This window comes from Microlunatus parietis, assembly GCF_013407955.1.
Classification (GTDB): Bacteria; Actinomycetota; Actinomycetes; order Propionibacteriales; family Propionibacteriaceae; genus Microlunatus; species Microlunatus parietis.
Genome location: NZ_JACCBU010000001.1, coordinates 3,399,236 through 3,411,473 on the forward strand (window position 1 = coordinate 3,399,236; position 12,238 = coordinate 3,411,473).

The 12,238-nt window shown below is 71.6% G+C and carries 12 protein-coding genes and 1 tRNA gene; 9 read left to right on the forward strand and 4 right to left on the reverse strand.

The annotated features are described in order from the left end of the window. The first annotated feature begins 50 nt into the window (after nt 1–50). Together BKA15_RS16400 and BKA15_RS16405 are read left to right on the forward strand one after the other, a co-directional pair. Entirely contained in the window at nt 51–335 is a 285-nt protein-coding gene (locus tag BKA15_RS16400; RefSeq protein ID WP_179752503.1) for an AbrB/MazE/SpoVT family DNA-binding domain-containing protein, read from the forward strand. Continuing rightward, nucleotides 332–1,486, forward strand: a complete 1,155-nt coding sequence (locus tag BKA15_RS16405) for a DUF418 domain-containing protein (RefSeq protein ID WP_179752505.1) — start codon at nt 332–334, stop codon at nt 1,484–1,486. The genes BKA15_RS16400 and BKA15_RS16405 overlap by 4 nt, the downstream gene beginning before the upstream one ends. Here BKA15_RS16405 and BKA15_RS16410 read toward each other — a convergent pair. Continuing rightward, nucleotides 1,473–1,754, reverse strand: coding sequence for a hypothetical protein (locus BKA15_RS16410; protein ID WP_179752507.1), 282 nt, complete (start codon nt 1,752–1,754; stop codon nt 1,473–1,475). The genes BKA15_RS16405 and BKA15_RS16410 overlap by 14 nt on opposite strands. A gap of 502 nt (nt 1,755–2,256) precedes the next feature. Between BKA15_RS16410 and BKA15_RS16415 the strand changes: the two genes are divergently transcribed. The 5 genes from BKA15_RS16415 to BKA15_RS16435 all read left to right on the forward strand — a co-directional run bounded on the left by BKA15_RS16415 (nt 2,257) and on the right by BKA15_RS16435 (nt 9,175). After that, nucleotides 2,257–4,422, forward strand: coding sequence for an AAA family ATPase (locus BKA15_RS16415; RefSeq protein WP_179752509.1), 2,166 nt, complete (start codon nt 2,257–2,259; stop codon nt 4,420–4,422). Between the two features lie 30 nt (nt 4,423–4,452). Beyond that, nucleotides 4,453–5,238, forward strand: a complete 786-nt coding sequence (locus BKA15_RS16420; RefSeq protein WP_179752510.1) for a DUF72 domain-containing protein — start codon at nt 4,453–4,455, stop codon at nt 5,236–5,238. 83 nt (nt 5,239–5,321) lie between these two features. Continuing rightward, nucleotides 5,322–6,656, forward strand: a complete 1,335-nt coding sequence (locus BKA15_RS16425; RefSeq protein ID WP_179752512.1) for an NAD(P)/FAD-dependent oxidoreductase — start codon at nt 5,322–5,324, stop codon at nt 6,654–6,656. A gap of 138 nt (nt 6,657–6,794) precedes the next feature. Then, nucleotides 6,795–7,562 carry an aminotransferase class IV gene (locus BKA15_RS16430; protein ID WP_179752514.1) on the forward strand — a complete coding sequence of 256 codons (768 nt, stop codon included), beginning with the start codon at nt 6,795–6,797 and terminating at the stop codon, nt 7,560–7,562. After that, nucleotides 7,559–9,175, forward strand: coding sequence for a bis-aminopropyl spermidine synthase family protein (locus tag BKA15_RS16435; protein WP_179752516.1), 1,617 nt, complete (start codon nt 7,559–7,561; stop codon nt 9,173–9,175). The genes BKA15_RS16430 and BKA15_RS16435 overlap by 4 nt, the downstream gene beginning before the upstream one ends. A 12-nt stretch (nt 9,176–9,187) precedes the next feature. Here the strand turns inward: BKA15_RS16435 and BKA15_RS16440 are convergent, their stop codons facing one another. From BKA15_RS16440 to BKA15_RS16445, 3 genes are all read right to left on the reverse strand, one after another. After that, the gene (locus BKA15_RS16440) at nt 9,188–9,952 is read right to left on the reverse strand and encodes a Fic family protein (protein WP_218871377.1); all 765 of its coding nucleotides are present in this window, start codon (nt 9,950–9,952) and stop codon (nt 9,188–9,190) included. Next, complete coding sequence (locus BKA15_RS37300; protein WP_376766830.1) at nt 9,949–10,227, reverse strand: Fic/DOC family N-terminal domain-containing protein; 279 nt, start codon at nt 10,225–10,227, stop codon at nt 9,949–9,951. The genes BKA15_RS16440 and BKA15_RS37300 overlap by 4 nt, the downstream gene beginning before the upstream one ends. Nucleotides 10,228–10,708: 481 nt before the next feature. Next, a tRNA-Leu gene (locus tag BKA15_RS16445) sits at nt 10,709–10,791 on the reverse strand. A gap of 253 nt (nt 10,792–11,044) precedes the next feature. On the opposite strand from BKA15_RS16445, the gene BKA15_RS16450 reads away from it, so the two are divergent. Both BKA15_RS16450 and BKA15_RS16455 read left to right on the forward strand, forming a co-directional pair. Then, complete coding sequence (locus BKA15_RS16450) at nt 11,045–11,752, forward strand: FHA domain-containing protein (protein ID WP_179752518.1); 708 nt, start codon at nt 11,045–11,047, stop codon at nt 11,750–11,752. Nucleotides 11,753–11,760: 8 nt separating this feature from the next. Next, nucleotides 11,761–12,237 (forward strand): FHA domain-containing protein FhaB/FipA, encoded by a 477-nt coding sequence (locus BKA15_RS16455; RefSeq protein WP_179752519.1) that lies wholly within the window; start codon nt 11,761–11,763, stop codon nt 12,235–12,237. Nucleotide 12,238 lies beyond the last annotated feature (1 nt).

Here is a 12,238-nt window from a genome sequence, read left to right on the forward strand (position 1 = left end):
GGTTCCGCATGATTTACATGTTATTCTTTGTATCTACTGCAGGAGGCTTCATGGCCGAGGAAACCGGTGCCACCACCTACGGACCGGGCGGACGCGGGTTCTACGGCGCGGTGACGGTGAGTGAGCGGGGTCAGATCGTCATTCCCGCCCAAGCCAGACGCGATCTGAACATCCGGCCGGGCGACAAACTGCTGGTCCTCGGCGACCCGGCCCAGGGCCTCGCGCTGGCCACGCTCGACCGTCTGATCACCAACTGGCAGGGCCCGGCCGCAGTGCTGGAACAGATCGCCGAACATGCCCGCGATCCGAGACCGGAGGAGGAACCGGAACCATGACCGACCTGGCCGCCCCGAGAATTCCCGTCAGCACCGGCCGCGCGCTCGCGCCGGATCTTGCTCGCGGCGGGATGCTCCTGCTGATCGCGATCGCGCACGCACCGCTGTTCGTGACCGACGTCGAGCGCGGCCCGGCGGCCGTCAACGAGACGCTCGGCGTCTTCCACCTGATCTTCGTCCACAATCACGCCCGGCCGCTGTTCGCCTTCCTCTTCGGGTACGCCCTCGTCCAGCTGACCTCCCGGCAACTGGCCAGAGGCAACGACTGGCCGGGGCCGCGGAAGCTGATCCGGCGCCGCGGCTGGCTCCTGGTCGGGCTCGGCCTGGCGCACTTCCTGTTGCTGGTGCCGATCGACATCCTCGCCGCGTACGGTCTCGCCGGGATCCTGATCGCCGGCCTGCTCCGCGCGAAGGATCGGACCCTGCTGATCGCGGCCGGGATCTCGCTGCTGCCAGCCACGGCGGTGACCGCGATGAGCCTGTGGCTCCCGCTCACCAACGGTGTCTCCTCGTACGCCAGCGGCAGCATCGCCGTCGGCGACCGGGACCTGCTGCAGTATCTGCTGGACCGCCTCCCCGGGCTGCCGTTCGGCCTGGTCTTCGGCACGCTGATGGTGCTGCCGCCGATGATCTTCGGCATCTGGGCCGCCCGAAAGGGCTTCCTCGATCGGCCGGTCGACCATCGGGCGACGCTCGCGAGGTTCGCGGTGATCGGCACCGCGATCTCGGCCGCGGGCGCCCTGCCGGCGATCTTGATCGAGACCGGCTGGCTGGCGCGCGGCCCGGAGTTGATCATGGTCGCCTCGCTGCTGCAGCCGTTGACCGGCTACGTCGGGGGCGTCGCCCTGGCCGCGATCCTGGCCTTGATCGCGGTCACCGTCGGTCGGCGGCCGGGGCCGATCACCGTGGCGGTGCAGGCCCTCGGCCAACGTTCCCTGACGTTCTATCTGGCGCAGTCGGTGATCTTCCTCGTCGTCTTCGCCGGCTTCGACCTGCAGGACCACCTCGGGTTGACCGGCGCGACCGTGGTCGCCGTGATCACCTGGCTGGTCTCGATCGCGCTCGCCGAGCTGCTCCGCCGAACCGGACGCCGCGGCCCGGCCGAACATCTGCTCCGGCAGTGGACCTATCCCAAGATCAACAAGGGATGAAGGCTCGCAGCTCGTCGGGCGGCATCATTCTGTCCTCCGGCGCCCAGATCACCAGCGCCGGCAGGCCGAGGCCGCCGGGGATCCGGGACAGTACGCCGAGCAGCCGGCCCGGCCGCCCGGGCGGGAAGTTGTCGAACGCCTCGCACGGCTTCAGCACCAGCCGGCCCACCCGCTCGGCCCGGCCGCGTTCGACGATCAGTTGCGCACGGCCCAGTCGTCGATCACCAGGAGGGTGGTGTCGAGCGGTGGCCGTAGCGAGCAGGTGCACGGGTGCGTGCCTCGGGGCGCACGAGGCGCGAAGGGGCTACTGGGCGTAACGCGAGCGACTCGCGTGCCGCGAGGCGCGTGCCCGGGTGCCGCGCAGTAGGTCACCGCTCGACACCACCCTCCTACCGTGACGTCGGTCAGGTCGATCCGAGCGGCAGCGGCGGCGCCAGGCAGCGGTAGTCGGGCCCGAGTTCGGCGACCACCTTCCGCCACACGCTCCGGCCGATCAGGGGCCCGTGCAGCCGGACCAGGCAGGGGTCCGGTGCCCCCGGTGTCGGAGTAGTCGAGCGTTCCGGCGCTCAGTTCGATCTCGGGCATGACCGGGATGCTTCCCGTACTGACTGCTCATCCGCCAGACCAACCGCTGCCCACCGTCCCCGGGCGCACCATCGGCCTTGCATTTGCGCAAGATCGGCGCAGCCGTCCCCGTTCGGCCCCCGGGCCGCGGTCGAGCCGGTCGATACTGTCGGGCGCAGGACGTCAGGGACAGGGAGGACGCAGCAATGAGCAGCGGTGCGACCACGCCCCAGCCGGAACGGCGACTGGCCAACCGGATCGACCGGGGCCGCCGCCGGCGGTTCGTCGGGCGGTCCGCGGAACTCGAACTGTTCGAGTCCGCGCTGGCCGAGCCGGACCAGACGTTCAACGTGCTCTTCGTGTACGGACCCGGCGGGATCGGCAAGTCCACCCTGCTCGACGCGTACGCCGACCACGCCGCCCGGGCCGGCCGGACCCCGCTCCGGATCGACGGGTACGGAGTCTCGCCGCCCACCCCCGAAGGCTTCCGGGCCGCGCTGGCCGACGCGATCACCGAGGCGCTCGGGCTGCCCGCCGACGAGCACGTACCGAACGGGTTCCTGGATCGGCTCGGCGACGGCAGCCGCTGGGTGCTGCTGATCGACACGTTCGAACTGCTGGCCCCGATCGAGTCCTGGTTCACCGACCGACTGCTGCCCCAGCTGCCGGCCGAGCTGATCGTCGTCCTGGCCGGCCGGCTGCCGCCGTCGGCGCGCTGGCTGGCCGATCCGGGCTGGCGCGACCTGCTCCGGGTGATCTCACTGCGCGGCCTGCCGCCGGACGGCACCCGGCAGTACCTGGAGATCGAGCAGGTGCCGCCCGCCCTGCACCAGCGGGTCGCCGGACTGACCCACGGCCACCCGCTGGCCTTGTCGCTGCTGGTCGACGCGATCCACCGGGCCGGCCCGGACGCCGAGCTGCCGGCCAGCCTGGCCGAGGACCCGGACCTGGTCCGGGCGCTGCTGAACCGGCTGATCGACACCGCGCCGAGCACCGACCACCTGGCGGCGCTGCAGGTCTGCGGCCACGCCCGGCACGTCACCGAGGCCCTGCTCCGGGCCGTGCTCGAGGAGCCGGCGGTGCCGGTGCCGGCGCTGTTCGGTTGGCTGCGGGGGCAGACGTTCGTCGACGAGACCGCCGCCGGTCTGCGCTGTCACGACCTGGTCCGGGACCTGCTCGACGCCGACCTGCGCTGGCGCGACCAGGAGCGGTACGGGGCGCTGCACCGCCGGATCCGGGCCTCGCTCGTGGAGCGGCTGCGGGCCCGGGAGATCTCGCCGGCCGACCGGCGCACCGTGATGGCCGACCTGCTGTTCCTGCTCCGGCACCACCCGGTGGCCGGCGCGCACTGGGACTGGGGGCTGCTCGGCAGCGGCTACACCGATCCGGTCACCGACGCCGACCGACCGGCCTTGATCGCGTTGACGGAACGGCAGCAGGGCCGGGAGCAGGCCCGCTGGGTCGAGCACTGGCTGGACCGGCAGCCGGAGGCGTTCCTCGTCTTCCGCGGCGAGGACGGCTCGATGCTCGGGTTCGCCGGCTACCTGTCGCTGGACCGGGCCGCGCCGGCCGACCGGGACGCCGATCCGGGCACCCGGGCGATGTGGGACTACGCGCAGCGGTACGGTCGGCCGCGGCCGGGCGAGCTGGTCAAGGCGTGGCGGTTCCTGGTCGACCGGGACACCGTCGACGAGCGGCAACTGCAGGCGAGCGGGACGATGCTCGGCGCGTTCCACACGCAGGACATCCTGTTACGTCCCCGCACTGCCTGGGATTTCGTCGGTACGTACACGGACCTCGACCACTGGCGCGCGTTCCTCGGCCATCTGGACTTCCATCACCTGCCGGAGGCGGGCTACCGGATCGGCGGCACCGCGTACGAGGTGTTCGGGCACGACTGGCGCCGGATCGGGATCGCGGAGTGGATCGACCTCACCGCGGCCCGCGAACTGGGCGAGCCGGTCGAGCAGCCGCACCGGCGCGGCACCGAGCTGGTGCTGTCCCACGAGGAGTTCGGCGCCGCGGTCCGGGACGCGCTGCGGGCGCTGCACCGGCCGGCGGAGCTGGCCGGCAATCCGCTGGTCGGTTCGGCCCTGGTCCGCCGGGCCGGGGAGCCGGACCTGCCGCCGGAACAGGCACTGGCCGGGCTGCTCCGCGACGCCGTCGCCGAGTTGCGCGACGATCCGCGGTCGGAGCCGCTGCACCGGGTGCTGGACCGGACCTTCGTCCGGCCCGCACCGTCGCAGGAGAAGGCGGCCGAACTGCTCGGCCTGCCGTTCAGCACCTATCGCCGGCACCGGGACCGGGCCGTCGAGGCCGTGACCGAGCGGCTCTGGCAGCGCGAACTGGACGGGTCCACCGGCTCGGCCTGAGGCACCGCGCCGGTGTAGTTGAATGGAGGGATGCCGGTCCACATCGGCACCTCCGGATGGCAGTACGCCGACTGGCGCGGCCGGTTCTACCCGGCCGGGCTGGCCCAGCGGCTGTGGCTCGAGCATTATGTCGACGCCTTCGCCACGGTCGAGAACAACAGCGCCTTCTACCGGCTGCCGACGGGGGAGACGTTCGAGTCCTGGAGGTCCCGGACGCCGGACGGCTTCGTCATGGCGGTCAAGGCCAGCCGCTACCTCACTCACATCAAGCGGCTCGCCGAACCGGATGAGCCGGTCCGTCGTTTCCTCGACGCGGCGGCCGGGCTGGGCGATCGGCTCGGGCCGGTGCTGATCCAGCTGCCGCCGACCCTGCGCGCCGATCCCGAGCGGCTGGACCGCTGCCTCGCCCTGTTTCCGGCCGGCGTCCGGGTGGCGGTGGAACCGCGGCACGACTCCTGGTGGACGCCGGACCTGCGCGCCGTCCTGACCGACCGCGGCGCCGCGCTGTGCTGGGCCGACGTCCGGGGCCGGCTGCGCGCGCCGCTGTGGCGTACCGCCGACTGGGGCTATCTGAGGTTGCACCAGGGAGCCGCTGCCCCCTGGCCGAGCTACGGCGATCGGGCGCTGCGCAGCTGGGCCGGGCGGCTGGCCGACGCCTGGCCGGACGACGCGGACGTGTTCACGTACTTCAACAACGATCCGGGCGGGGCGGCCCTCCGCGACGCCGTCCGCTTCGCCGGCAAGGTGCGGAGGCTGGGTCGGACCGCGACCCGGACGCCGCTCCGGCAGCCCGAGGTCGCCGGCCCTGGGCAGTGATCGGGCAGCGGATGGACAGCGCCCGGCCTGGCGGCTGACCAGCGCGTCGGCGGATCGTCGAACCTCACCGAAGGAGGTTCGCCATGGACGGACATGCCGTCATCCTGGGCGCCGGATTCGCCGGACTGCTGGCGGCTCGCGTGCTGTCCGAGCGGTACGAGCGCGTGACGCTGATCGACCGGGACCCGCACGGGCCCGGCCCGCGGCGCGGGGTGCCGCAGGCCCCGCACACCCACACCCTGCTCTGCCGCGGCCTGATCGAACTGGACCGGCTCGTTCCCGGACTGTCGGCCGAGCTGGTCTCCGAGGGGGCCCTGACCGCCGATCCGGGCTCCGATTTGCTGCTCGTGCTCGGCGGGCACCGGCTGCTTCCCGGCCCGATCGGCGCGACCACGCTGCAGGCCAGCCGGTCCCTGCTGGACGACCGGCTGCGGGACCGGGTGCTGTCCCGGCCGGGCGTCGAACTGGTGACCGGCCGGGACGTGGTCGGCCTGGTGCCGGCCGGGATCGGCGCCCGCTGCGCCGGCGTACGGACCGTGCGCCGGGAGCCGGGTAGCCCGGCGGAGGTGGTCCCGGCCGACCTGGTCGTCGACGCCACCGGCCGCGGCTCCCGGCTGGACCACTGGCTCGCCGCCGAGTGGGGCACGACGGTTCCGGCGGACCGGCTGCCGGTCGAGATCCGGTACGCCAGCATGGCCACCCGGCTGCCGTCCGGGCTGCCCGGCCAGGTGCGCGGGGCCCTGATCGCGCCGACCGCCGAGTGTCCGTACGGGCTCGCACTGCTGGCCGTCGAAGGCGGCCGGCACCTGGTCACCACGGTCGCCACCGGCGGTCACCGGGCGCCGCGCGACGAGGCCGGGCTGCACGCCGTGATCCGTACCGTCGCGCCGCCGGAGCTGGCCGAGGTCCTGCTGGCCGGCCAGGCGGACGGCGGCGTCCACGGCTACCGGATCCCGGCCGTGCGCCGGCTTCGGTACGACCGGGCGACCCGGCTGCCGGGCGGCGTGATCGCGATCGGCGACGCCCTGTGCGGGCTCAATCCGGTCTATGCGCAGGGCCTGACCGTGGCCGCCCAGCAGGCCGCGGCCCTGGCGGACGAACTCGACGGCGACCCGGAGACGCTGCCGCAGCGCTACTTCCGGGCCGCCGCGGCCGTCACCGAGGCACCCTGGGCGATGGCGGTCGGCAGCGACCTCGCCCTGCCCGAGCACCGGGAACGGCGGACCGCGAGCAGCCGGATCACGGCGGCGCTGACCGGCCGGATCCAGCGGGTCGCCACCGTCGACGCCGCCGTGGCCCGCCAGTTCGTCCGGGTGATGGCCCTGCTCGACCCGCCCGCGGCGCTGACCCGGCCGTCGTTCCTGGCTCGGCTGGTAGCACCCTGCGCCCGACCTACGTTGCCTGTGGCAGTGGGATGAAGTGGTGAGCTGCAAGGCGGAGGAGGGAGGCGTAGTGGTGCCTACGTCGACCGACGACAACGCAGCAGATCGCCGCTTCAGCGCGCTGCCACAGGTGGCGTAGGTCGGGCGCAGGGTGCTCAATGAGAAGGTTGCCGCATGGCAGTGCTGAACGGGGAGCCGGCGACCCGGGACCAGTTGGCGGCCCTGGCCTTGATCAACTACGGCCACTTCACCTCGATGCTGGCGGAGAACGGACTGATCAAGGGACTCACCGCGCACTGTGACCGCCTGACCCGAGACTGCCGCCGCCTGTTCGGCGTCGACCTGCCCGCGGAGCGCGTGCGGGAGTATCTGCGACCGGTCGTCGCCGAACCCGGAACCCGGATGGTCCGGGTCACCGTGTTCGACCCGGCCGCCGACCTGCTGCACCCGGACGGCGAGCCGGCCGTGTTGATCACCACCCGCCCGGCCGGCAAGTCGCCGCTGCCGCCGCTCCGGCTGCGCACGGTGCCGGTGCGGCGCGAACTCCCCGAGGTGAAGCACGTCGGGCTCTTCGGCACCCTCTGGGCCCGGCGCGAGGCGCGCCAGGCCGGTGCCGACGACGCCCTGCTGATCGACCGGACCATGATCACCGAGGGGCCGAGCTGGAACGTCGGCTTCGTCCGTGATCATGAGATCGTCTGGCCGGCGGCGGCGGTGCTGCCCGGTGTGACGCAACTGCTGCTGCAGGCGGCCGGCCCGGCCTCGGTGACTCAGCCGGTGCGGGTGGATGAGCTCGGCGGGTTCGCGGCCGCGTTCGCGACCAACAGCGGCTTCGGCGTCCGGCCGATCGCGGCGATCGACGACGACGGCTTCGATCATGATCATCCGGTGCTGCGGCGGTTGAGCGAGGCGTATGCGGCGATTCCGGGTGAGGCGCCGTGACCGGTCTGTCCGACGTTGCCGACCTGATCACGGAGTTCGGCGCGTATGCCCGGCCGCACCGGGTTGCGCTGGCCCTGCTGGACCGGGGCGGCGTCACGCTGGCCGAGTTGATCAGGGAGACGGCGCTGCCGCGGCGGGGGGTCGAGGAGCTGCTGGAGCGGCTCGCCGACGATCTCGTACGTGATCATGAGCGGCTCGGGTTGACGCCCGCCACTGCCCCGGCCTATCGGGAGCGGTTCGGGCTGGCCGGACTGTTGCCCGATGATCATGATCGTCCACCGGCCGAGTTGATCATCAGGATGCAGACGATCATCGACGCCGCGCCGGCTCCGGTCCGTTCCTTCGACCACGTACCGGCGACCGCGGAGACCGTGCTGCGGCGGGCCCGCTGGCTGGACCGGACCTTCGACCTGGCCGGCGCGACCGTGCTGTTCGTCGGTGATCATGACCTGACCTCGGTCGGGCTGACCCTGGTCGCCCCGGCCGCCCGGCCGGTGGTGGTCGACCTCGACGAACGTCTGCTCGCCTTCCTGGAGCAGCAGCCGGGTCCGATCCATTGCCGCTGGGCGGATCTCCGGTTCGGCCTGCCGGACGACCTGCGCGCAACGGCGGACCTGATCTTCACCGACCCGCCGTACACGCCGGACGGGGTGCGCCTGTTCCTGCTCCGCGGCCTGGCCGGGCTGCGCGACCGGCGGCTCGGCCGGCTGCTGCTGGCGTACGGCTTCGGCAGCCATCAGCCCGCCCTAGGTCTGGCCGTGCAGCGGGAGCTCACCTCGCTGGCGCTGGCGTACGAGGCGATCCTGCCGCACTTCAACCGCTACCACGGCGCCCAGGCGGTGGGCAGCGCCGCCGACCTCTATCAGCTGCGGCCCACCCGCGGCAGCTGGGCCGCCGTCGACCGCGGCGGCCGGGCGCCGCTGGCGATCTACACCCACGGCGAGAACTCCGTCGAGTCGTCGGGACCGGGCGTCGAGGCCGCCGAGCTGATCGCCGCGGGCGCCGGCCCGGACCCGCTGCCGGTCGCCGCCCTGGTCACGCCGGAGCGATCCCGCCCCGCCGTCCGGACGGAGCCGCCGCGGGTGGACCTGGCCGAGGTGCTCGCCGGCCCGGGCGTGATCCGGGACGCCCGGTCCGCCGCCGTCGCCGTGGACGCGACGGCCGATCCCGGGCCGTGGCTGGCCCGGATCCTGCTCGCCCAGTCCGGCCCGCGGATCGCCGTCGCCGTACCGAACGGTCATCCGGACCTGGCCGACCAGGCCGGCCAACAGGCCCTGCGCGCCCTGGTCGCGGCGAAGTGGGAGCTCCGGTTCCGCCGCAGCACGCCCGGCCCGCGGCTGGCGATCGTCGAAGCGATCCGGGTCGACCCGGCCGACCTGTCCCCCGCCGACACCTTCCGCCGCGCGATCCTGGACGGCGCCCATCGCTCGCTGGAGAACGCCTGGCGGGACGGCCTGGTCAAGGCGTCCCGGCGGGCCGGCGCTCCGCTGGACCGAGACGCCGCCCGAGACCGTACCGCCGCGGAACTCCCGGCCGAGCTCCGAGAAACCCGCCCGATCACCCTCCCCCGCTCCCGCCTCGCCGCCCTGCTGGCTCGGGCGAACGACACCTAAGCCTCCGCGGGCTTAAGTCGTGTACGTCCAGGGGGCTTCGATGATGTCGAACAGTTCGCGAGCAACCCAGTAGACCCGGCCTCCACGATCTCTTCGGCCGACCTCCTCCAACCAGCCGCGTGACACGGCGTCCTTGATCACGTTGCGGGTCGCCTGATGCGTCAATCCCGTCTTGCCTTGGAGCCGGGCCACCGTCATGTACGGATTGCTGAAGATCAACTCGACCACGGTCGTGAGCCTTGGGCGTGCCGTGCTCACCGCCAGGTACCGCTCACGAGTCTCGACGAGGAGCTCGGCACGCCGGACGGCGTCATCGGCGGTGCGCCTGACCGCAGTGAGGAAGAACTGCAGCCACTCCTGGATGGCACCTCGCTCACGAACCTCCTGGAGACGCTCGTAGTACTCGCGGCGATGCTGTTCCAGGTAGCCGGAGAGATAGAGGAGCGGCGTTCCGAGACGTCCCTCCTCCATGAGCATCAGGTTGATCAGCAAACGACCGATACGCCCGTTGCCGTCCAGGAACGGGTGGATCGTCTCGAATTGGTAGTGCATCAGCCCGCAACGGATCAGGATCGGAAGATCACCAGGGGTGTTGACGAACTCCTCCCAGTCCTTGATCAACGCTGGCAACTCGTCAGGAAGTGGAGGGACGTAGGCCGCCGAGTCCGGACTGTCGGTGGGCGAGCCGACCCACACCGGACTACGCCGGAGCTCCCCCGGCAGGCGCTCGGCCCCTCGCGTTCCGGACAGCAGGGTGTTGTGCAACTGCAGGATCAACCTCTGAGTGATCGGCAGCGCCTTGACCAACTCATAGCTTGCTTGAGAGCGGCGACATAGCGCTCCACCTCGGCGATGTCCTCGTCTGCGATGGGCGAGCCTGACAGCTCAGCCTGGAGCACGTCCGACAGCGATGCCTGCGTCCCTTCGATCCGCGAACTCGCCACAGCCTCGCGGGTGAGATAGGGCCCCAGGAGCAGCTCCGGGTCTCGGATGAGAGTGCCCAGCCCCTGGAGTCGACCGAGCGAGGCGTCGGCATCCGATAGAGCCCTCACCGTGCGCGGCGTCAGCGCCAACTCCCGCTGGATCGGCGCGGGCCTGAAGTACCAGAAGGCCCACTTGTTGCCAGGCTCGCGGACTGCCCGGCCGAACTCGACCGCCGTAAAGCGAGAAGGATCCGCGACGGAAAACTAGCAAGTTCTCGCCCGATCCACTTCCATGTTCACGTACAAGGTGTAACTGAACCACACTTCCGAGCGCGAACTAGAAGCGAACCATCGCGAACTTGGCATCCCCGGACACGTCGCGCATGCCACTCGCATCTCCACCGACGACCCGCAACAACCCAACCGCACCGACGCCGCGGGCCAGCGGGGGCTCGGCCCCGCACCCCTCAACCCAACTCACCGCCAACGCAACCCGCCCAACCAACCCCACCACCGCCGCGGGGCCTGCGGGGGCTCGGCCCCCGCAAAGAAGGCACGCAGGCCCCCGGGAGGACGCCAAAAGGCGACCGAACATAGTCGGCCGCCTGCGTGCGCGAGGGGGGATTTGAACCCCCACGTCCTTGCGGACACTGGCACCTGAAGCCAGCGCGTCTGCCGTTCCGCCACTCGCGCAGGTTCACATCGGTGAGATGCGAACGCCGAGCAAGGCTAGCACGGATGTCCCGGGAACTCCGCATCGGTTGTGGTGCACGACCGCGGGCCGAGGATACGTACGGCGTGGAGGTGATCCGCCGACCGTTGGACGGCGGATACCATCGACCTTGCATCCGGACCGGATGCGCCACAGGCTGGGTCGCTCGCAGCCGGACGCGGCGGTCGTCCAGGGCGGCATGAGGGGTCGCCGGTGAGACCGAAAGGAGGACGGGTGGGAATCTTCCAGCGCTTCGAGAAGAAGGTCGAGGGCGCAGTGAACGGCGTGTTCGCGCGCGCCTTCAAGGGGGATGTCCAGCCCGTCGAGATCGCGGCCCGGCTGCTCCGGGAACTCGACTCGGAGGCGAAGCTGCTGTCGCGGGACAAGCGGCTGGTCCCCAACGAGTTCGTCGTCGGGCTGTCCCAGCACGACCACGACAAGCTGGCCCCGTACAGCAAGACGCTCTCGGCCGAGCTGTCCACCGAGCTGAAGTCGCACGCCCGCGACATGGGCTACCAGTTCAACGGCCCGATCCGGATCCATCTGGAGCTCAACGAGTCACTGCCGGTGGGCCGGTTCACGGTGGCGTCGCAGGCCGTCTCCGGGGTGGGCGACAGCCCGGCCAGCATCACCGCGATCAATCGGGCCCAGCTGGTGCTCGAGGTGAACGGGATGCGGCATCCGCTGCAGCCGCCGGGCCTGATCATCGGCCGGGGCAGCGAGGCGGACCTGCGGATCAACGATCCGGGCATCTCCCGCAAGCACGCCGAGATCCGGGTCGTCCACCACGGCGCGACGATCCGGGTGGAGATCGTCGACCTCGGTTCGACCAACGGCATCGTCGTCGACGGCCGCCGGGTCCGGCAGGCCCAGCTGGGCGACGGTTCCCGGATCGAGATCGGACAGACCCGGATGCTGGTGCATGCACCCGCCGGGCGCTGAGGACGGCGATGTCTGAGATCGCTGTCACCATTCTCAAGGTGCTGTTCCTGGCGCTACTGTGGCTCTTCATTCTCTCGGCGGTGTCGGTCATCCGCAGCGATCTGTTCGGCCGGCCGGTGCCGAACCCGGACGGTGGACGGCGGCAGGAACTCGACCAGCCCGCGCCGCCGAAGAAGCGCAAGAAGGCGAAGGGATCCCCCCGAGTGTTGGCGATCAGCGCGGGCGCACAGGCCGGCCAGCAGGCCAGCCTGTCCGACGGCGTCGTGATGATCGGCCGCGGCGCCGACTGTCAGTTGATCTTGGACGACGACTACGTGTCGACCCGGCATGCCCGGGTGGTGGCCACCACGGACGGCTATTACATCGAGGATCTCGGCTCGACCAACGGGACGTACGTCAACGGCCAGCGGATCACCGCGCCGACGACGGTGACCCTGGCCGACGGGATCCGCATCGGCAAGACCGCCATGAAACTGGAGCCGTGAT

Bases quoted from the DNA above. Each gene is read 5' to 3' on its own strand.
- BKA15_RS16400 (WP_179752503.1), top strand. From the start codon at position 51: ATGGCCGAGGAAACCGGTGCCACCACCTACGGACCGGGCGGACGCGGG.
- BKA15_RS16405 (WP_179752505.1), top strand. From the start codon at position 332: ATGACCGACCTGGCCGCCCCGAGAATTCCCGTCAGCACCGGCCGCGCG.
- BKA15_RS16415 (WP_179752509.1), top strand. From the start codon at position 2,257: ATGAGCAGCGGTGCGACCACGCCCCAGCCGGAACGGCGACTGGCCAAC.
- BKA15_RS16420 (WP_179752510.1), top strand. From the start codon at position 4,453: ATGCCGGTCCACATCGGCACCTCCGGATGGCAGTACGCCGACTGGCGC.
- BKA15_RS16425 (WP_179752512.1), top strand. From the start codon at position 5,322: ATGGACGGACATGCCGTCATCCTGGGCGCCGGATTCGCCGGACTGCTG.
- BKA15_RS16430 (WP_179752514.1), top strand. From the start codon at position 6,795: ATGGCAGTGCTGAACGGGGAGCCGGCGACCCGGGACCAGTTGGCGGCC.
- BKA15_RS16455 (WP_179752519.1), top strand. From the start codon at position 11,761: ATGTCTGAGATCGCTGTCACCATTCTCAAGGTGCTGTTCCTGGCGCTA.